The 19,392-nt window shown below is 40.8% G+C and carries 19 protein-coding genes; 13 read left to right on the top strand and 6 right to left on the bottom strand.

Features of this window, described 5'->3' with window-relative positions:
* A partial coding sequence (locus tag BP74_RS16040) for a hypothetical protein (RefSeq protein WP_496375484.1) occupies positions 1 to 223 on the bottom strand: 223 nt, incomplete at its 3' end.
* Positions 224 to 1,242: 1,019 nt separating this feature from the next.
* On the opposite strand from BP74_RS16040, the gene BP74_RS16035 reads away from it, so the two are divergent.
* From BP74_RS16035 to BP74_RS16025, 3 genes are all read left to right on the top strand, one after another.
* Positions 1,243 to 2,673: a serine hydrolase domain-containing protein gene (locus BP74_RS16035; RefSeq protein WP_496375482.1), complete on the top strand. Its 1,431-nt coding sequence runs from the start codon at positions 1,243 to 1,245 to the stop codon at positions 2,671 to 2,673.
* A 70-nt stretch (positions 2,674 to 2,743) separates the two neighbouring features.
* Positions 2,744 to 3,736 (top strand): polymorphic toxin type 23 domain-containing protein, encoded by a 993-nt coding sequence (locus BP74_RS16030; protein WP_496375480.1) that lies wholly within the window; start codon positions 2,744 to 2,746, stop codon positions 3,734 to 3,736.
* The gene (locus tag BP74_RS16025; RefSeq protein ID WP_496375478.1) at positions 3,733 to 4,536 is read left to right on the top strand and encodes a hypothetical protein; all 804 of its coding nucleotides are present in this window, start codon (positions 3,733 to 3,735) and stop codon (positions 4,534 to 4,536) included. Before BP74_RS16030 ends, BP74_RS16025 begins: the two co-directional genes overlap by 4 nt.
* Positions 4,537 to 4,563: 27 nt before the next feature.
* On the opposite strand, the gene BP74_RS16020 is transcribed toward BP74_RS16025, so the two are convergent.
* Both BP74_RS16020 and BP74_RS16015 read right to left on the bottom strand, forming a co-directional pair.
* Positions 4,564 to 5,190 carry an HAD family hydrolase gene (locus BP74_RS16020; RefSeq protein WP_496375476.1) on the bottom strand — a complete coding sequence of 209 codons (627 nt, stop codon included), beginning with the start codon at positions 5,188 to 5,190 and terminating at the stop codon, positions 4,564 to 4,566.
* Positions 5,191 to 5,357: 167 nt separating this feature from the next.
* Positions 5,358 to 5,570, bottom strand: coding sequence for a hypothetical protein (locus BP74_RS16015; protein WP_496375474.1), 213 nt, complete (start codon positions 5,568 to 5,570; stop codon positions 5,358 to 5,360).
* Between the two features lie 368 nt (positions 5,571 to 5,938).
* Here BP74_RS16015 and BP74_RS16010 point away from each other — a divergent pair, with 368 nt between their 5' ends.
* Positions 5,939 to 6,136 carry a hypothetical protein gene (locus tag BP74_RS16010; RefSeq protein ID WP_496375472.1) on the top strand — a complete coding sequence of 66 codons (198 nt, stop codon included), beginning with the start codon at positions 5,939 to 5,941 and terminating at the stop codon, positions 6,134 to 6,136.
* Positions 6,137 to 6,387: 251 nt separating this feature from the next.
* Here the strand turns inward: BP74_RS16010 and BP74_RS16005 are convergent, their stop codons facing one another.
* Positions 6,388 to 6,828 carry an SRPBCC family protein gene (locus BP74_RS16005; protein WP_496375470.1) on the bottom strand — a complete coding sequence of 147 codons (441 nt, stop codon included), beginning with the start codon at positions 6,826 to 6,828 and terminating at the stop codon, positions 6,388 to 6,390.
* A 266-nt stretch (positions 6,829 to 7,094) separates the two neighbouring features.
* Between BP74_RS16005 and BP74_RS16000 the strand changes: the two genes are divergently transcribed.
* From BP74_RS16000 to BP74_RS15975, 6 genes are all read left to right on the top strand, one after another.
* Positions 7,095 to 10,019, top strand: coding sequence for an FAD-binding and (Fe-S)-binding domain-containing protein (locus BP74_RS16000; protein ID WP_496375468.1), 2,925 nt, complete (start codon positions 7,095 to 7,097; stop codon positions 10,017 to 10,019).
* 138 nt (positions 10,020 to 10,157) lie between these two features.
* Entirely contained in the window at positions 10,158 to 11,192 is a 1,035-nt protein-coding gene (gene proB, locus BP74_RS15995; RefSeq protein WP_496375466.1) for a glutamate 5-kinase, read from the top strand.
* A gap of 10 nt (positions 11,193 to 11,202) precedes the next feature.
* Entirely contained in the window at positions 11,203 to 12,447 is a 1,245-nt protein-coding gene (locus BP74_RS15990; RefSeq protein WP_496375464.1) for a glutamate-5-semialdehyde dehydrogenase, read from the top strand.
* 194 nt (positions 12,448 to 12,641) lie between these two features.
* Positions 12,642 to 12,905 carry a hypothetical protein gene (locus BP74_RS15985; protein WP_496375462.1) on the top strand — a complete coding sequence of 88 codons (264 nt, stop codon included), beginning with the start codon at positions 12,642 to 12,644 and terminating at the stop codon, positions 12,903 to 12,905.
* A 187-nt stretch (positions 12,906 to 13,092) separates the two neighbouring features.
* The gene (locus tag BP74_RS15980; RefSeq protein WP_496375460.1) at positions 13,093 to 13,302 is read left to right on the top strand and encodes a hypothetical protein; all 210 of its coding nucleotides are present in this window, start codon (positions 13,093 to 13,095) and stop codon (positions 13,300 to 13,302) included.
* 95 nt (positions 13,303 to 13,397) lie between these two features.
* Positions 13,398 to 13,868 (top strand): response regulator, encoded by a 471-nt coding sequence (locus BP74_RS15975; protein ID WP_496375458.1) that lies wholly within the window; start codon positions 13,398 to 13,400, stop codon positions 13,866 to 13,868.
* 49 nt (positions 13,869 to 13,917) lie between these two features.
* Here BP74_RS15975 and BP74_RS15970 read toward each other — a convergent pair whose 3' ends face one another.
* On the bottom strand, positions 13,918 to 14,172 hold the full coding sequence (locus BP74_RS15970; protein ID WP_496375456.1) for a hypothetical protein: 255 nt from the start codon (positions 14,170 to 14,172) through the stop codon (positions 13,918 to 13,920).
* Between the two features lie 326 nt (positions 14,173 to 14,498).
* On the opposite strand from BP74_RS15970, the gene BP74_RS15965 reads away from it, so the two are divergent.
* Complete coding sequence (locus tag BP74_RS15965; RefSeq protein WP_496375454.1) at positions 14,499 to 15,494, top strand: zinc metalloprotease; 996 nt, start codon at positions 14,499 to 14,501, stop codon at positions 15,492 to 15,494.
* A gap of 75 nt (positions 15,495 to 15,569) precedes the next feature.
* On the opposite strand, the gene BP74_RS15960 is transcribed toward BP74_RS15965, so the two are convergent.
* Positions 15,570 to 15,983 carry a hypothetical protein gene (locus BP74_RS15960; protein WP_496375452.1) on the bottom strand — a complete coding sequence of 138 codons (414 nt, stop codon included), beginning with the start codon at positions 15,981 to 15,983 and terminating at the stop codon, positions 15,570 to 15,572.
* Positions 15,984 to 16,094: 111 nt separating this feature from the next.
* Here BP74_RS15960 and mgtA point away from each other — a divergent pair, with 111 nt between their 5' ends.
* Both mgtA and BP74_RS15950 read left to right on the top strand, forming a co-directional pair.
* Positions 16,095 to 18,626, top strand: a complete 2,532-nt coding sequence (gene mgtA / locus BP74_RS15955) for a magnesium-translocating P-type ATPase (RefSeq protein ID WP_496375450.1) — start codon at positions 16,095 to 16,097, stop codon at positions 18,624 to 18,626.
* A 198-nt stretch (positions 18,627 to 18,824) separates the two neighbouring features.
* Positions 18,825 to 19,319, top strand: a complete 495-nt coding sequence (locus BP74_RS15950; protein WP_496375448.1) for a hypothetical protein — start codon at positions 18,825 to 18,827, stop codon at positions 19,317 to 19,319.
* Positions 19,320 to 19,392 lie beyond the last annotated feature (73 nt).

The following is a 19,392-nucleotide window of genomic DNA, read 5'->3' as shown; positions in this document are numbered from 1 at the left end:
TTTTAACCGGTACAAAGCGGTAGATGATCGAAGAGATAATGTTGCCTGTACCAAACCTCTCTGCGCTTCTCCTACTTCCTTCAAAGGCAGGATCACTCCAGAAGCGCTTACTGCTTACGCCCGGAAGCATTCTTACCAAAAATCCCCATTCCACATCCTTATAAAAGTTGGTGTCACCATCCACGGTGCCTGTTGCTGTAATGTATCCTACTTGCCTGGCCATAACTGGTATTAGATTTTAATAGCTGCAAGTTTTTGAAAATCCCTCTCAGTTCAAAACCCCTATGTCCGTTTTGGCCGTTTTTGACCGATTTGACCGGTAATGACCGCTTTTGGCCGTATTGGCAGCTTTTGACCGTTTTCCTCTCTAACCCATTGATCCTTACTTCTTTTTCCCTCATTGAACATTGAAAATTGAGCATTGCTCATTGAGCATTCTTCCTCCTTCAACCCAAGCCAGGACCGCATCAACCAATGCCTCTCCGCCCTAACCCCACTTCATCATTCAACATTCCTTGTTCATCTGTTCTATATTCCCCTCCTTCTCCCTATCTACAGTATACCAGCGCCCCACCTGCAGTATAGCTACGGTATAGATACTGCGTGATCACCACGCAGTATCTATACCGCAGGTAGGGAGTAGAAAGGGGGCAGCTATACTCCAGTTAGGGGGTTGGTAGGAAGAAGATAGGTAAGAAGATTATAAAAGGAATGTCGGTCGATAGAACAAAGGGTGTCGAATGATGAAATGGTACCTGTTTCCCTTATCTATCAAGTTGGCGAGAGCCAACGAAGGCATACCGGCTTTAATAAAAATAATAAAAGATGCCCCTTCAAAAAGGGGCATCAATATAATCAAAGTCGAATTTGGCAGATTCCTATGGTTAAGGATCATTGGATGCCGTTGGTTTTGGATAGGATTGAATTGGTTTAACCTGGACTAATGGATTCTTTTGGTTTTCAAAGGATAAAAAAAAGAAGTTGACTGATATTGGATTTGGTTTTTGGTTTTCCTGTTGGATTGTTTGGATTCTGGTTTTTCTTCAGGAATTGGATATGATTGATAATACTTAACTACCAATCAACTTCTGATACAAAACTAAGCGATGGCCTGTTGCTGCACAAGAGGTAAACAACTCAATATTGTATGAATGATTACCTGAGTATGTCGCGTATTTCTACTCCCGTGTTCAGGTGTATCATCTTATGTTACCTTGTTATCAATTGTTTATACCCATAAATGTGAAGCAAGACCAGTTATTGTATTTTGCAGTTGTAACCACAATCTTTCACATGCCTGCACGTAAGTTCATTGCACGGATCATTGCTTTACTGTTTTTAATAATATTGATTGCAGGTGTTATGTATGCCTGGCAGGCATTCCCTATTATCAGCGGGTATGGTGCCAAGAACATGGCTTCGGCAGTGTATGTACAACACCGTGACCCTGCAACCATATTAAAAGAAGACCTGGGTGAATTTCCATTTACTATTGGCAGGTACAGTGTGGATAGAAAGGATTCTTCTGTTACCGGTTCGATATGGGGACTGGCAAAACGCAAAGCCATTTACCGCCCCGGGTTGGGCTGTACCCTGGTCAATGACATCACAGAAGAAGAACTGAGAAGACAGGTTTATCAACTGGCGGCATCAACTCCAGAACAAACAGACAGCCTTCCCTGGCCGTATGGAGATGGAGCCAATGATTCCATACCACCAGGGATAAATAAAGAACTATTGAATGAAGCAATGGATCATGCCATACATGCCCAAAAGGATGGGAAGCCTGCATATACAAGGGCCTTTCTAGTAGTATATGATGGGAAGCTAATAGCGGAGCAGTACGCCAAAGGATTTGACCAGCATACAGTGATGTTGGGCTGGTCCATTTCCAAGAGCCTGATGGGCGCATTAACAGGTGTTTTGGTACAAGAGGGAAAGCTGGATGTGAATGCCCCGGCCCCGGTGCCCGAATGGCAACATACCCGGAAGCAAAGAATCAGGTTAAAAGACTTGCTGCAACAAACAAGTGGACTGGATTTCGAAGAGAACTATACAAAGCCTTCCGAAGTGACCAATATGTTATTCAAACATGGAGACATGGCAGGCTTTACAGCGCGACTTCCCTTGAAGTATGAACCGGGAACCGTGTTTAATTATTCCAGTGGCAACAGCAATATATTAAGTCGCATTATCAGGCACACAGTGGGCGAAAAAAACTATGTAGCCTTTCCCTACGATTCTTTGTTCCATAAGATCCATATGTATTCCCTATTGTTGGAACCTGATGCCTCTGGCACATTTATCGGTTCTTCCTACAGCTATGCCACAGCAAGGGACTTTGCAAGGTTTGGTTTGTTATATTATAACAATGGAGTTTGGAATGGTGAGCAGATCCTGCCCAAAGATTGGGTAAGTCAAAGTGTTCAACCATCTGCCGCTGACAAACTGCAACATTATGGTTACCAGTTCTGGTTGAATGGATATGATAAAAAGGATCCATCCAAACGCATGTATCCCGATGTTCCTGCGGATATGTACTTTGCTGATGGCTATGGAGGCCAGGATATTTATATCATACCCTCTGAAAAAATGGTTGTGGTCAGGTTGGGATTGCACACTATAGATGAAAACCAAATGCTGAAGGAAGTGATAAAGGCCATTCGCCATTAAACAACACCACTGGCAGGGTTAAACTATACAGAATTTTTCCTAACTTATAGGTACCAATAACTGCTTCCCGATGAAGGTGTATTCCTTTTTATTATTGATCATCTTAACCCTATTACCCGGTTTCAATATTTTTGCACAGACCAAAAGGATCTATTCAGCCAATGAGTTGGGATTTCAGTATGGATTTTCATTAAAAGGCATTGTAGAATTTCCATTTTCAAGGGGCCAGTCACCATTTTTTCGATTGTGTTCTGACCTGGGATTGGGGTCTAATGTTTTTGCCCGTGGACTTTATTTTTCCATTAATACCGAAGTCCAGTTGTATAACGGAGGACTCGGAAACAATGGGCGTAAGGATCACCGCGAGCCCCAATACAGTTTTGATATTATCAGTGCATTTTCAGTGACCACGGGTTTTAATAATTATTTAAATAAGGATAGTTTGCCAGCCATCAATGGAAGAAACATTCCCCTGTATTATTTTTCCAATTTTACTTACCCCGCGCTTCAAAATCCTTATAATTATTCCCTAACAGCTGGCACCAATTTTATTTTTACATTGGACAAACAAAAGACCAGTCAACGTGTAGGCTTCCTGAATATCCATTTAAACAGGTTGCAGCTTTCCTATTATAATGACGGAGGCGCACCATTCGACTGGAGTTACCTTGGTGATGGTAAGGACAGGTACTATAGTGGCGGTGCGTTGGTAAGCTTTCATGGCAAGAACAGTGGTTTCCTGAACCTGGTGGAACTAAGCTTCAGTAAGTTCACCGGCTATACAAAGGATGCTTTCGAAGTATCCAATAAGCTGGACCTTGCCTTTGTCAATTATAATAACAAAGAACAGAATTATTACAACAAAAGCCTTTGGTCATTAAATATTTCTAACCCTGAGAAAGGTTTTGGCATCTATTTCAACCGTTACAATTATACGCCCTGGGATATGCAGCACCTGATTCATTTTTCGATCTACAATTCCTATCATCTTGTTCCCTATAAAGATTATTTTTCTGCAGGTGGTTCCTACCTGCATAACTACAATAATATTGGACTAAGATGAAAATCATTACAATTTTCCTTTTAGCTTTTTGCCTTTGTGCCTGTAGCAGGGGAGAATATTTTGTTTCGCCCAGCTTCAGGGATGGCCACCTGCCAGGCATTAGGAGCTTAGCGCTGGATACCAGCTTTGTATTGTATGTAAGGCAAGTGAACAGGGATGATGAAGCTGCCAATGGCTTGCAGGAAAAAACAGGTTCCCTGGGCCAGGAAACGGTATGTGTAAAAAGGGTAGAGGTAGAATACCTGTTGTTGTCATTGAAGCGCAGGATGGCTATGTATTTTTCAACTATTCCGGATAAATACCAACAGTATTATTCCAAATACCAGTTTGCAGACACGGTGATCAATACGTATGATCTCAGTACATTTTATTTCGGTACCGTAGATGAAAACGGGGAAAGCATTTCATTTGAAACCATTGACAGTAAAAAGATCATGACCTGGGACCTGCGGCCTTTTGTAAATAGTAACTATCCATCCAAAATTTATATCAGGGAAATAGCTGTACAGCGCAACCATGAAATGGAAGACATCATCCTGGTGGCCAAAGCACTCGGAGCACCTGTTTATTTTGAAAGACAAACCGGTTTCCAATTTATTTTTTACAGGCCCGGAGGTAACCAGTCCCCTGATGGCTCCCAGGTCACCCTTGCAGATAGAAATTTATATTACCGGAGGCATGACCATGGCTACACCATTTACTTCAGATTTGATAAACCCATTGGAAACTCCAAAGATTCTACCATAGGGTTTGACTACAAACGGACACGCTATTCGAGAGCCTTAACAGGGATAAATTAATTGCTGCCAGGTTATTAAAGGAATATTTTATAATTGATCAACCCTGATCCAATCCATACCGGCGCTGATGGCAGCCTGCACACCTGGATCCCCATCTTCAAACACCATACAATCTTTAGGTTCAACACCTAATTGCCGGGCGGCAAATAAAAATGGATCCGGAAAGGGTTTGCCATTGGGCGTTTCTCCTGCACATACCAGCACTTCTATCAAATGATCGATGCCAATTATGGACAGTGTTTTAGTAACAGTAGAACGGCTTCCGCCAGTTACAACACCAATTTTTACTTCACCGGCGTGTTGCCGCAGGTGCTCTACTACAAATGGGATAGGGAGCGTTTTCGCAATAAATTCTTCTACAAAGAGTTTGGATTTGGATTGCGCGAAATCGGTGATATCCAGTGTTACAGCATATCTTTTGCAGATCTCTTCTACTACCAGCACCGTAGGCCATCCGGCCAGTTCATCTATAATGGAATCATCAAGATCAATATTATGGCTGGCTGCTACCTTTACAAATGCAGCTTTATGCGCCCCCATGTTGTCCGCCAGGGTGCCATCACAGTCGTATAAAAAGGCTTTGTATTTTCCTTTTGTCAGCCCATTCAGCTTTGCCAGTTTTGCTTCATTGACCTGGTCAAGGGAGTTATTCATTGAACGTTCATTGGTAAGTGCGCGAAAATAGTATGAACATGGGGAATTCCCATCACTGCAAATTGCCCTGGCTTTTTAATAGGAATAGGCTGTATGAAGCCTATTATTATTTTTTTGAAGAAAAGCTGTAAACTGAAGGATTGGAAAAATAGCTGTCAGTATACTGATCAGGATGCATAGGCTGCAGCCCTGCTTGCAAGTCTGTCATTTTCTAAAGCCCTGGCTTTGAACATAGACTCTGATAATTTAACCTGTGATTCGTTGAATTCTGCAGTAATTGTACATTCAAGGGAATGGATCCTGCAATTCAGGGTATTGGTGAGTTGCTTAAATTCCCAAAGCTGTTCCATTGATGCAAAGGCTATAGTGATATAGTTCATTATTTACATTTTGTATCTGCCAGCGAGCCCTGGCAGAATAATTTGCCTATGCTGCTGGCCGGATAGTAGTGACTTGGCGTCAAGCATAAAGTTTAATCTTTCAACTATTAAAAAGATTATTTGTATGAAGTGTTGAAGAAAATACCATTTTGGCAATAGATTTCCTCATCATGGGATATATACGGAAGATCTTATTGCTTTACCGCAAAATAGTATTTAAGAACTAATCATTGGGTTTATCCTTAAATGAACGGATGAGCCGGGTAAAATCTTCCTATCATTTTTATAAATCCTTTTAAAATCAAGTATAGTCCATGAAATAACAAGAGGGCACGAAGATTGGGCTAAAGAGTTCATAATGAAGAATAATGGCTGATAATTCCCCATATAAAAGAACTGCAGACGAATTATTGCAGATATTACTTAATAAAACAGTCGTAAAAGAAGGTGAATATGATTGTACGCTTAACAGTGATCGTGAACACTGCACCATCAGGTTTGAACCATCTTTAAGAGAAAATGATGACAGAGAGGATGATCGTAAGGATAGTGCTGTTGAAAGATAGACCAGTTACCCCATCCATAAGCATTAATTAAGCATTCCAATTAAAAAAAGAAAGGGCCGGAATAGAAATTCAGCCCTGGTATATTGTTTAAGTCTACATCCACCTAAGACTATCAGAAATAGTCATAGATTATAAAGCCTATTGATCTAAGTCAATATGAATGCCAAAAAGCATTTTTGTTGTAATTGTTTTCTTTATTAAGCAGAAAACAGCCATTAATAACATTTGATGTATTTGTTGAGTATGCTTTATTAATTGGAATCTATATAGTTTTTGATGGAGGTTCCAATAATATGGTTCCATCCTTCCTGGAAGTTAGCCCGGGCATAGTCTTCATTTTGAGGAAGGTTTTCCAAACCTTCATGGGTTAATCGCAGCCTGGTTTGATTGCCTTCCGGAAATAATTCATAGCGTACAATAGTTTCTCCTTCCACTCCTTCATAAGTCCATGTGTGACTAATCTTTTTATTCTTTTCTACTTCCAGTATGGTACACAGGTGAACAAATTTTCTACCGGCTTTTTCACCAAGGAAGCTGAATTTGTAGCCAACCTCAGGTTTAAACTCCGCTATATCGAAATACCATTTCTTCATTTCATTTTTATCCGTCAAGGCCTTCCATACTTTTTCAACGGGAGCATCGAGCACAACTTCCTTAACAATGGGCAACGAGGTAGCTGAATTAGTTTGCATATACTATCTGTTTGGAATTGAATAATGATAGCTGGAATGTATGTGAGTAATATAATAGACTAAGTGCATTTACATGAGTTAAAGCAATTTCATTGCAAATATATCAAGAAGCTTTTGCGTCATATATATATGCCATATGTTATAGGCATGTTGTTCAACATATTTCCATGAATTTATTCTTGGATGGATGTACCTGTACATTATTCTGACTATAATTTTTCACCATATCCCTCTCTCAAACAGTTTAATCTTTTAACTTTCGAGAAATGACGGAAAAACTCAAAAAACTGGAAGCGGAACTGGATGGTGAGTTGTATGATGATGAAAGCATGCGGATACTGTATGCTACGGATGCTTCTGCCTACCGTGAAATACCACTGGCAGTAGCTATGCCTTCAACAGTGAAGGATATCAAAAAGCTGGTTCAGTTTGCCCATGCTGAACATACTTCCCTGATTCCCCGAACTGCCGGTACTTCGCTGGCTGGCCAGGTGGTAGGGCAGGGCATTATTGTAGATGTATCAAAATATTTTACAAGGATACTGGAATTGAATATAAAGGAGGGTTGGGTACGGGTGCAGCCAGGAGTAATAAGAGATGAGTTGAATCTTTTTTTAAAACCACATGGCTTATTCTTTGGTCCTGAAACTTCCACTGCCAACAGGGCAATGATCGGGGGTATGGTAGGCAATAATTCCTGTGGATCCAATTCAGTTGTATATGGAAGTACAAGGGAACATTTGATGGAAGTTCATGCGATACTAAGCGATGGTTCTGATGCTGTTTTTACAACAATGGACCTGGAGACATTTCATCAAAAATGTGAAGGCGAAAACCTGGAGGCAACCATATACAGGACAACCAGGAAATTATTAAGCCAATATGAGAACCAGGAAGCCATAAGGAAGGATTTTCCTAAAAGGAGCATTGAGCGCCGCAATACCGGCTATGCTATCGACCTTTTATTGGAACAAGCACCTTTTACGGCCGGTGGAGAAGATTTTAATTTTTGTACACTGCTTGCGGGGTCGGAAGGTACGCTGGCATTTTTAACTGAGATTAAACTGAAAGTTGTTCCATTACCACCCAGGGAAGCAGGCCTGCTTTGTGTCCATTTCCATTCCATTGACGAGGCATTAAGAGCTAACCTTATTGCTCTGAAATATGTACCCAGTGCCAGTGAACTCATTGATCATTATATACTGGAGTGCACTAAGGATAATATGGAACAATTACAAAACCGTTTTTTTGTTTTAGGTGATCCGGGGGCGATATTGGTGATTGAGTATGCCAGGACTACACGTGCTGAGGTAATAGACATAGCCCAAAAAGTGGAAGCTGAAATGCGTGACCAGGGTTTAGGTTATCATTTTCCTTTATTGTTTGGCGATGATACAAAGAAGATCTGGACATTGCGGAAAGCAGGCCTTGGACTTCTAAGTAACCTTCCGGGTGATGAAAAAGCCGTGGCTGTTATTGAAGACACGGCTGTAGATGTGCACGATCTGCCGGCCTATATAAGAGAGTTCAATGAGATACTAAAGAAATATGATCTGTATTCTGTGCACTATGCACACGCAGGTTCTGGCGAGATACATTTGCGACCCATAATCAATCTTAAAACTGAAGAAGGTAACCGGTTGTTTAGAAAGATAGCTGAAGAAATTGCCGTGCTGGTAAAAAAATACCAGGGTTCTCTTAGTGGCGAACATGGTGATGGAAGATTGAGAGGTGAGTTCATACCTTTTATGGTGGGAGAAAAAAATTACCAGTTGTTGAAAGAGATTAAACGCAGCTGGGATCCATCCAATATTTTCAATCCCCACAAAATCGTTGACACACCGCCAATGAACCAGATGCTGCGTTATACCCCTGGCCAAAAAACACCCGCCTTTCAAACCATTTTCAGGTATGCCAACCAGGATGTTTTGCAACATGCAGAGCAATGCAATGGTTCGGGGGATTGTCGCAAAACACATCTATCGGGAGGCACCATGTGTCCATCGTTTATGGCTACCCGAAATGAGAAAGATACAACAAGGGCAAGAGCCAATATACTCAGAGAGTTTCTTACTCATTCAACCAAGTTGAATCGATTTGACCATGAGGAAATAAAAGAAGTCATGGACCTGTGCCTCAGTTGTAAAGGCTGCAAAACTGAATGCCCTTCCAATGTGGATATGGCCAAGTTGAAAGCTGAGTTTTTACAGCAGTATTATGATGCCAATGGTGTTCCATTGCGTTCACAGCTTATTGCCAGGTTTACAGCAACAGCAAACATGGGTTCTCTTTTTCCTGGTTTGTACAATTATGCAATGACAGGTGCGGGGATAAGCAGGCTGGTTAAAAAACTTTCAGGTTTTGCGGTACAGCGATCAATGCCCACATTGTACAGCACTACCTTGCGTAGCTGGTATAAAAAACATGCGGCTGCCAACAAGGATAAAAATTATAAAAGCTCGCTCTATTTATTTTGCGATGAGTTCACCAATTACACTGATGTAGAATTGGGTATCAAAACCATCCTGCTGCTGGAAAGGTTGGGTTACAAAGTATTGCTTACTAATCATAAAGAGAGCGGGAGAACCTGGCTTTCAAAGGGATTGCTACGGGAGGCAAAAAAGATTGCCAATAAAAATGTGGATCTGCTTGGTAACCTGGTACAGGAAAAAACACCCATGATAGGAATAGAGCCTTCTGCCATACTGACCTTCAGGGATGAATACCTTGATCTTGTTGATGCCGACAAACTGGAAACCGCAAAACGGTTGTCTCAACATGTTTTCCTGGTGGATGAATTCCTTGCAAGGGAAATGGACAGGGGCAATATCAATAAAGATCAATTTACTTCGGATGAACGAACTATCAAGCTCCATGGTCATTGCCAGCAAAAGGCCTGGAATGCACTCAGATCATCCATCCAGGTTTTATCTTTTCCTAAAAACTTCAGGGTGGAGACAATTCCTTCGGGCTGTTGCGGCATGGCGGGATCATTTGGTTATGAAAAGGAACATTATGCTATTTCCATGCAAATAGGTGAATTAGTTCTATTTCCCACGGTTCGTGAACAATCACCTGAAACTATCATTGCGGCTCCTGGCACCAGTTGCCGGCACCAGATCAAAGATGGAACCAGCAGGAAGGCGAAACACCCTGTCGAGATCTTATATGAAGCATTGCTGGACCATTAATGCAATGAGAGATCCTGATTATCAGTCACAACTAAATTTTAATTATATTAGTTAAGGAACTGCCACCAGGAAACCTTTTAATTTACATGAAGGCAGTAAACGATAACGCTTGCTATTATTTATTTCATTCTTACCAAGATGGACAAGCCTGTTATTGTCATAAAGATTGGATCTTCTGTCATTGCTGATGCTTCGGGCAATATTGATGCTGCTGTTATAAAAAAAATAGCCATAGAAATAGCCGGACTTACTACAATTTACAGGATCATACTTGTTTCCAGCGGTGCGGTTAGCAGTGGAAAAGGATATATGAGATCTTATAAGGGAAGGCTGCTGGAGCGTAAGGCTGCCGCCGCCATCGGCAATCCAATACTGATAGGACAATACGGCAAGTTTTTTTCAAGCTATGGTATCCGGGTGGCACAGGCATTACTGGAGCGTCATCATTTCTCCAACAGGGAACAATTTGTACAATTAAAAGAAACCATTTCCGAGTTGTGGAAGAATGATATTCTTACAATTGTAAATGAAAATGATTTTGTTAGCAGCCATGAATTAAAATTTTCTGATAATGATGAACTGGCCACACTGATGGCCATTGCTTTTAATGCGGATGCCCTGGTATTATGTACCACAGCCGGCGGGTATCGTGATGACCAGGGCAACGTCATACCAAAAGTCGGGGAAATTGATAGCGGCATACTCTCATTTTTGAAAAATGAAAAGTCCTCATTTGGCACAGGCGGTATGGCTTCCAAACTGGCATTTACCAGGCTGGCAACTTCCTTAGGCATCAGGGTAGTCATATGCGGCATTTCAGGTGATGATGCTTTTGCCAAAGCATTAGAAGGTGAAAAAGGCACCAGTTTTCAACCAAAAGTTTCATCTCTTCGGGATAGGCAAAAATGGTTGAGCAGTGGGTCTGTTACTATTGGATCTGTTCAAATAGATGATGGTGCCATTGCAGCTTTGACGGGCAGGAAGAACCTGTTATCTATTGGTATCGTTTTGATACAGCGTCCATTTTCAAAAGGTGAAGTGGTGCAACTGGTAAATAGCAATGGACATATTGCAGGAGTAGCCAAAATGAAAATAGGTTCTGCTGATATTGATACAGGTAAGCCGCAGCGAAATACAGTGGCTGCGAGAGCTGATGATATTGTTATGTTTTAAAAATCCTTTTATGGATCAAATAGAAAATCTTTTAAAAAAAGCGCACAGTTCCTCGAAAATATTACAGCAAACCAGTAATGGATTGATCAAAAAAATATTGACTGCCATTGCAGTCCTGATCGAAAAGGAATCAGCGGTCATTATAAAGGAAAATAAAAAAGATGTTTCCATCCAGGACGCTGATGATCCCCGTGTAGATCGTTTGCTGTTAACACCAGGAAGGATTCAAAGCATTGCCGGCTCCATAAGAAAGATCGCATCACTTCCCTGCCCGGCTGGAATATTGGCTGAAGAAAAGACCCTGCCTAATGGTTTATTACTTCAAAATTGGACAGTACCATTGGGAGTAGTGGGGGTGGTCTATGAATCGCGGCCTAATGTAACATTTGATATTGCCGCATTGTGTCTCCGGAGCAAGAATGCCTGTGTATTAAAAGGCAGCAGGGAAGCCTTGCATACTAATAAAATCGCTGTACAACTTATTCATAGAGTTTTAAAGGAATTTGGCCTGCCTCCACAAGTGGTTACTTTATTGTCCCCGGAAAGAGAAGTACTTGATCAAGTATTTGGAGCTACCAAATATATTGATGTATTAATACCAAGAGGTTCTGCCGGATTGATTGATCATGTGCGCAAACATAGCCTTGTGCCTGTGATTGAAACGGGTGCTGGAGTATGCCATGTGTATGTGCATAAAGAAGCAGACCTGGCAAAGGCAATTGCCATAGTTGAAAATGCAAAATTATCAAGACCTTCTGTTTGTAATGCAATGGACACCTTGTTAATTGATGCGGCCATAGCCAGATCGTTTATACAAAAGCTTTTACCCGTTTTTGAAGAACATAAGGTAGTGATCTATGCAGAGCCAGGGGCTGGCAAATTATGTAAAGCATATCCTTATTTGCATGTACAGGAAAAACTGGATTATGGCATCGAATATTTAAGCCTGAAATGTGCAGTAAAAATTGTGCACAATATAGAAGAGGCTCTTGCTCATATCAGTGATTATTCAACCAAACATTCTGAGGCCATCGTTTCTAAAAATAAAAAAACCTGCCAGCAGTTTATAGATGCTGTTGATGCAGCGGTAGTTTATACTAATGCATCTACCCGGTTCACCGATGGGGAAGAATTTGGTCTTGGTGCAGAAATAGGTGTTTCGACCCAGAAATTGCATGCGCGTGGACCTTTCGCCCTGGAGAAGCTTGTCACAGAAAAATGGGTAGTGAAAGGATCAGGTCAGGTAAGAAATTAAACTGTTTTCTTTTTTGATAGTTATGCTTCTTTTTTATAAGTAAACAGTAAGATCTTTTTTATGTGTATAAATTCCAGTTTCGGGATGTAGCTCTTTACTGGCAAGGGGTTCAGAACTGTTCAAAGCTTTTTTGTGGAAATGTATATTCCAGTACTTAGAAATAACGTTTCTATCTTGAACTTCAAATCTAACCTATGCAGCTAAACACCTTGTACCAATATTTTTTCCGGTCCAATACCGAAACATTCAGGATAGATTATTTCTTAACTACCGATACTTTAAGTGACCAGGTAAACAGTGAAGGAAATGTATGGCTGGTAATTTCTTTGGAAGGTGAGGATAAGCAAAAATTTGTCGTATCCAAACCTGCTTCTATTCTTCATCAGCCCAGGGAGATCATTGAGGTGATCATACAAAGGGAGACAGTCAGTTATCTGCATCAGTGCATTACTGTGTAACATACCACCGCTAATTAATCATATCAATGCGAGGTCGCACTACCTGGCGCCGAAAAATTTTCAACCGGTTTTATTATTTACCCATTCCTGGGGAACCAAGGCATTCCTCAACTGCCACAATTCCACACAAGCTTTCTAAAGATCATGATACTATAACCTCCTGATCATCAATAATTCAAAAAGTTGCATGAGCTTGGTATTTAAATTGTTTATAGGAAAGAAAAGAATAGGTGTGGATACAGACGTAAAACAAATGGCCAATAACGAGATCGAGGAACGGATTGCGCAACTGGAAGAAGAGTATACCCAGGCATTAAAGGTGAATGCTGATATTCATGCTCTGAGTCGTATATGGCAAGGGATCAAAGAATTGAAAGCAGAATTAAAATTAAGGTAATGTTTAAATCCTGTTTTTAGAGGACGATAGACAATAAAAATTTCAGAATTTCGTACTGATATGACCAGCTTGTAGCTGAAAATGTGTAATAGATTATGAGCGCCTCAAATTTACATCACGTTGTATTGGCAGATGATGACAGGGACCATGGCCTGTTGTTTCATTATGTACTTAAAAAAGTGGATCCTTCCCAGTCACTAACCATAGTGAAGGATGGGGGAGAGCTTATGGATTTGCTTTCGCAACATACACCTGACATTTTATTCCTGGATCTGAATATGCCCGGCAAAAATGGTTTTGAGTGCCTGAGTGATATCAGAAAGCAGGAAAGATTTAAACAGTTGACCATTGTAGTCTATAGTAGTTCTACACACATGACTGATATTCAAAAGAGTTACCTGCACCAGGCAGATCTTTATATGGTAAAGCCATTCAACTCTTTTCATTTGCAGAATGCATTAGAATCCATTCTTACAATGGAATGGAAAGAGAAACAGTCTGATTGCAAATATTATTTCATGAATAACCGTTTTGTTCCTTTTACGGCACAATCGGGTTCATATTGATCTAACCATACAATAAGTTCCGTAAGAAATTTTTGAGTAGGCTTTTGTTTCAACACTCGATCAATAAAGAGGAGATATCAATATCCTGTAGATATATGTCAAGGTGTGCAGTATCTTCAAATGCTCTTGTCGTAATTATTTCACCTGAGTCATCCTTGCTGAAGAGTTCCACATAAAAATTATTCAATTGGAAAAGGTGAAGGTTCACATTGTACTTTTTTGCCTGCGAAAGCATAGTGCCGTTCATCATCACCAAATCAATCTGGACTTCAGGATCCATTTTATTGAAACCAATTGCATTCATATTCCTGCGTGTATTGGAAATAAAGAAAGGTAAACAGCTTTTTCACTTACCGGGCTCTTCAAAAACTTGAAAGCTGTTTACCTTAACCAAATAAATAAAAAGAGATACTGTATAGTTTTCTAATAGCATGCCAGTTTCATTAAAGACAGCTTTTATACATTTTTCATAATTGTTGTGGAATATTCTATTCAACCTTCCGGGGTTATGTAGCTATATCCGCCCATTTCCCTGTGTTTTTTGATAATTGTACTTATATGCGTCTTTATTTAAAACTATTTGTAACTTATGTATCGATCCCCATTTCCTTATTATTAAAACTTGATCACATGAGAAAAATGCTACCTGCAGCGGTAATACTGCTGCTGTTTTTTGCGGGTTGTAAAAAGGCCGATACACCTGGAGGAAAACCGGATGATACGCTATCCATTAACAAAAGAAACTGCGGAGCTGTCGAGGTATTGCAGGCCCAGCTGGCTGCAGATCCTGCTATGCGCAGCCGGATGGACGCTATAGAAGCTTTTACCAGGAAAGCTATTGCGTCTACGGGCTTGTTTAAAAAGCCTGGGAGCCAGGTGGTGATTCCGGTGGTAGTGCATGTTGTGTATAATACATCCAGTCAAAATATCAGCGATGCGCAAATAGCATCGCAAATTGAAGTGTTGAATGAAGATTATAAGGATCAGAACGCTGACAGAAACAAACTTCCGGGAAATAGTTTCCAGGGAGTTGTTTCAAATGGTATGGCCGTACAGTTCACCTTGCAGCAAACCTTGCGTGTTCAAACCAATGTAAAAAGCTTCAATACAAATGATAATGTAAAAAGTACGCAGAGAGGCGGCAGCGATGCCATTGATCCCACCCATTATTTGAATATCTGGGTGTGTAACCTCGGTCAGCGGCTTTTAGGGTATGCCCAATTTCCCGGGGGACCGGTTTCTACTGATGGCGTTGTGATATTATATGCTGCCTTCGGTAGCCGCGCTAAATATCCCGGAGGCACTTATGTAAGAAATTATGACCTTGGAAGAACATCCACCCACGAAGTAGGTCACTGGATGAACCTGAGACATATCTGGGGAGATGATGGTGGATCCTGCAGTGGTTCTGACCTGGTGGATGATACGCCTAACCAGGCTTCAGAAAATTATGGATGTCCTGGTTTCCCGCATGTTTCCTGCAGCAATACCCCAACCGGGGACATGTTCATGAATTACATGGATTATACGGATGATGCCTGTATGTATTTATTCAGTACCGGCCAGAAACAAAGGGCAGAAGCAGTTTTTGCCAGTGGTGGTCCAAGAGCATTGATCGGCAAATAGATCATTCAATGAAGAACCCCTTATGAATGGAAGGAGTTCTTCATTATCTCATGTTTAAAGAACAGTTTGCAATTATCAGGTGTCGTTGTTTTTTTTATTTTGTGCCGTTACGGTTTCAGCAAGAAATTCGTCACAATTGTACCTGATATCTAATAATTCTTTTTCGAGCGAATACAAGGTCTTGCGTAAATCTTTTTGATGCTGTTTTGATGTTTCTGTAAGCAATGAATTGTTGATTGGAGCCTGGTCGATAAATAAAGGTATTTCCGCTTCATCCATTCGCTCCCGAAGTGCTTTCAGATTTTGTTCAGATAAAAGTAATTGATTCATATAGTGTTCCACCTTTGCTGCCAGGTGGGTAATGGTGTTGGAACGAATGACCTGGTTCAGCCATTCTTCCAGCTCATTAATTTCTTCCAGGTGAAGATCTATGGCTTCCTTCCATTCATCCAGTTCGTCCATATAATAGCCTGCAATAGAACTGATCATAAAACATGGTTAAGTAGCCAAAGCTAGTTTCGGAAGCGAAAAAACAGTATGAGGGTGGTCAGTGAAAATAGTGATAGTGGTTAGTGGTTAACCAACAGGCAGCTATTTACATTGCACTATACAATCGTGGAATTGGAAGCTATTCAACAATTTTGGAAATTGACCGCGGGTGAACTCTTGTTACAACTCCAAACTTCGGCAGGCGGACTTTCCGAAAAAGAAGCCCATAAAAGACTGGAAGCACAAAAGACCAGGCAAAAACTGACAAAGCCATGGCTTGCAGATCTCCGACTGCTGCTTTCGCAATTTAAAAGTCCACTGGTTTTATTACTGGTTTTTGCAGTATTGTTATCCATCTATTTGAAAGAATATTCCGATAGTATCATCATTCTTGCAGTTTTGATAACCACGGGTATCCTTGGATTTGTTCAGGAACGGAATGCAGGCCGTGCTGTTCAAAAGCTGGTGGAGCTGGTACATAGTAAGGCCAGCGTGACCCGGGAGGCGAAAGAAAAGGAGATACCTATTGACGAAGTGGTACGGGGTGATATTGTACTATTGAATGCTGGTGACATAATTCCAGCTGATTCCTATATTTTAGAAGCGAATGATCTGCATGTTAATGAATCGGCGCTTACTGGTGAATCTTTTCCATCAGAAAAATTTGCCGGTAATTGTGATGCGCAAATGCTTTCTAAAGTATCCAATGCTGTATTCAAGGGAACCAGTGTTATAAATGGAACAGCTACCATTGTTTCAGTTAATACAGCGGGTGATGCAGAACTTGGAATAATTTCCAGTTCTTTAGAGCATGCCGGTGCTGTGACGGCATTTGAAAAAGGCGTTATACAGTTTGGTTATTTATTAATGCGCCTGACTATCCTGTTCACGGGTATTATTCTTATTCTGAATATTGTCTTTCATCGCCCTTTCATTGAGTCCATATTATTTGCCCTTGCTTTAACTGTAGGTCTCACTCCGGAATTATTGCCTGCTATCATGACCATTACACTGGCTGCAGGGGCCAGGAGAATGGCTTCCCGGAAAGTGATCGTTAAAAAGCTAAGTGCCATTCAAAACCTGGGAGCGATAGATATTTTATGTTGTGATAAAACTGGCACCATCACACAAGGTATTGTAAAACTCACCCGTAACTGTGATAGTTCGGGCAAGGAAAATGCAAAGCTTTTATCCTATGCATACCTGAATGCCTATTTTGAAACTGGTTTTGCCAATCCCATTGATAACGCCATCCGCCAAATGGCTGCTATAGATACATCAGGGTTTATTAAATGTGATGAAGTGCCTTATGATTTTATTCGTAAACGCTTAAGTATTGTGGTGGCTTCCGGTACTGCACATACAATGATCACTAAGGGTTCGGTAAATAACATCCTGGATGTTTGTTCTCGGGTTGAAAGCCAGGGTGGCCATATCTTTCCCATAGAAAATGAACTTTCGGGCTTACGGAAACAATATGAGCAGTTCAGTAATGAGGGTTTCAGGGTAATTGCTTTATGCTATAAAGATGTCACTGGTGATCCTGTTATCAATAAGGATGATGAAAGGGAGATGGTCTTTTTAGGCTTCCTGGTATTTTCTGATCCTCCCAAAAAAGGGATAGTGGAATCTATTCAAAAACTGAAACAAAAAGGTATTGCATTAAAGATCATAACAGGGGATAACTCTAATGTAGCACGTTATCTTGCCATGCAGATCAATTTAAGATATGCTGAGGTTTTAACAGGTTCAGATCTGAATAACCTGACCTCGGATGCCCTGCAAAGAAAGACCAGGGAAGTGGATGTTTTTGCCGAAATATTGCCTGCGCAGAAAGAAAGGATCGTAAAAGCATATCAAAGTTTGGGCAGTTCAGTAGGCTATTTAGGAGATGGTATTAATGATGCCAATGCATTAAAGGCTGCGGATGTTGGCATCTCCATTCAAAATGCCGTGGACGTGGCAAAAGAAGCTGCTGACCTGGTATTGCTTGACCAGGACATTGATGTGATCAAGGAAGGCGTAGAGGAAGGCCGAAAGACATTTACCAATACATTGAAGTACATTTTTGTTACCACCAGCGCCAATTTTGGAAACATGTTCAGTATGGCTATAGCATCGCTGCTTCTGCCTTTTTTACCTCTGTTGCCGGTGCAAATCCTGTTGAACAATTTTCTTTCTGATCTGCCGGCCATTGCTATAGCTTCAGACAGGGTAGATGACGAGATGGTGTTGGGTCCCAAAAAATGGAGCATGTCCAATATCTGGAGGTTCATGATTGTTTTTGGCCTGCAGAGTTCTGTATTTGATTTTGCAACCTTTGGATTGTTGTACTATTATTTTCATGCAACAACAAGTGAATTCCGAACGGCCTGGTTCCTGGAAAGCCTGATGACAGAAATACTCATCCTCTTGATCATCCGCACCCGGCGGCCGTTTTTTAAAAGCAAACCATCGAGCTACCTGTTATGGGCTTCCCTATTCACTTTTGTTGTGGCGCTTATCTTACCTTATTTGCCCTTTGCCTCCCTGTTTGAATTATCTCCTTTGCCCCTGCCTGTTTTGTTTGCTATTTTAATGGTGGTTGGTCTTTACACAGCAGTAGCGGAATTGTCAAAAAAATACCTGATCCGGGACACATAGCAACAAGAGGAAAGGCTGCAGTATATATCAAGCAATGTAGTTCGGGATCTCTTCATCACAGCCGGTTTTTGCAAAATATAGTGTGCACAATACGCCCTGACAGGCATCACTGTTGTTTTTGACAGTGGTCATTGATAGAACCTGTTTTTTATCTGAAACTTCATACCAGCTTTTACCTGGAAATCAAAATATAATCATATGAAAAAAAGACTATTTCTGCCAATTAGCCTTGCGTTATTTATATCGGGCTTTTACCATACAAGCTATGCCCAGCAAGATTCCATGAAAATGATGGAACCCATAGTTATTTATGCTAAATCAAATGTCAATAAAGCCGTAACGGATGCATTTGAAAAGAAATTCAAAGATGCCATGGACCCCCAATGGTACCGCATGAATAAAAATTACCTGGTTACATTTATTACCGGCGATATGAAAAACAATGCCTTGTTCAAAAAGAATGGAAGAATGGTGTATCATATCCGTTTTGGCAATGAAACTAATCTTCCGGAGGAGATCAAAAACCAGGTTATGACCGGGTACCCTGACTACAATATTACAAGAGCAGTCAATGTGAAAATGGATAACAGGGATCTATGGGTGGTGAACCTGGAAGGGTTAAAAAAATGGATCATTGTTCGGGTGGAAGAAGGGCAAATGGATGAGGTTGAAAATTATAATAAGGCCGGATAATACAGGCGCAGTATTGTGTAACAAGTATTCAAAGAGCTTTTAAATGACCGGTTCATTTAAAAGTTCTTTGTTT

Source organism: Flavisolibacter ginsengiterrae DSM 18136, assembly GCF_059568575.1.
The sequence above is the reverse complement of the archived record's forward strand: the minus strand, read 5'-3'. Positions and strand labels throughout refer to the sequence as shown.

What these genes read in the sequence shown, in the direction of transcription:
- BP74_RS16030 (WP_496375480.1), top strand. Translation starts at nt 2,744, where the DNA reads ATGAAGGTGTATTCCTTTTTATTATTGATCATCTTAACCCTATTACCC.
- BP74_RS16025 (WP_496375478.1), top strand. Translation starts at nt 3,733, where the DNA reads ATGAAAATCATTACAATTTTCCTTTTAGCTTTTTGCCTTTGTGCCTGT.
- BP74_RS16020 (WP_496375476.1), bottom strand. Translation starts at nt 5,190, where the DNA reads ATGAATAACTCCCTTGACCAGGTCAATGAAGCAAAACTGGCAAAGCTG.
- BP74_RS16015 (WP_496375474.1), bottom strand. Translation starts at nt 5,570, where the DNA reads ATGAACTATATCACTATAGCCTTTGCATCAATGGAACAGCTTTGGGAA.
- BP74_RS16010 (WP_496375472.1), top strand. Translation starts at nt 5,939, where the DNA reads ATGGCTGATAATTCCCCATATAAAAGAACTGCAGACGAATTATTGCAG.
- BP74_RS16005 (WP_496375470.1), bottom strand. Translation starts at nt 6,828, where the DNA reads ATGCAAACTAATTCAGCTACCTCGTTGCCCATTGTTAAGGAAGTTGTG.
- BP74_RS16000 (WP_496375468.1), top strand. Translation starts at nt 7,095, where the DNA reads ATGACGGAAAAACTCAAAAAACTGGAAGCGGAACTGGATGGTGAGTTG.
- proB (WP_496375466.1), top strand. Translation starts at nt 10,158, where the DNA reads ATGGACAAGCCTGTTATTGTCATAAAGATTGGATCTTCTGTCATTGCT.
- BP74_RS15990 (WP_496375464.1), top strand. Translation starts at nt 11,203, where the DNA reads ATGGATCAAATAGAAAATCTTTTAAAAAAAGCGCACAGTTCCTCGAAA.
- BP74_RS15985 (WP_496375462.1), top strand. Translation starts at nt 12,642, where the DNA reads ATGCAGCTAAACACCTTGTACCAATATTTTTTCCGGTCCAATACCGAA.
- BP74_RS15980 (WP_496375460.1), top strand. Translation starts at nt 13,093, where the DNA reads ATGAGCTTGGTATTTAAATTGTTTATAGGAAAGAAAAGAATAGGTGTG.
- BP74_RS15975 (WP_496375458.1), top strand. Translation starts at nt 13,398, where the DNA reads ATGAGCGCCTCAAATTTACATCACGTTGTATTGGCAGATGATGACAGG.
- BP74_RS15970 (WP_496375456.1), bottom strand. Translation starts at nt 14,172, where the DNA reads ATGAATGCAATTGGTTTCAATAAAATGGATCCTGAAGTCCAGATTGAT.
- BP74_RS15965 (WP_496375454.1), top strand. Translation starts at nt 14,499, where the DNA reads ATGAGAAAAATGCTACCTGCAGCGGTAATACTGCTGCTGTTTTTTGCG.
- BP74_RS15960 (WP_496375452.1), bottom strand. Translation starts at nt 15,983, where the DNA reads ATGATCAGTTCTATTGCAGGCTATTATATGGACGAACTGGATGAATGG.
- BP74_RS15950 (WP_496375448.1), top strand. Translation starts at nt 18,825, where the DNA reads ATGAAAAAAAGACTATTTCTGCCAATTAGCCTTGCGTTATTTATATCG.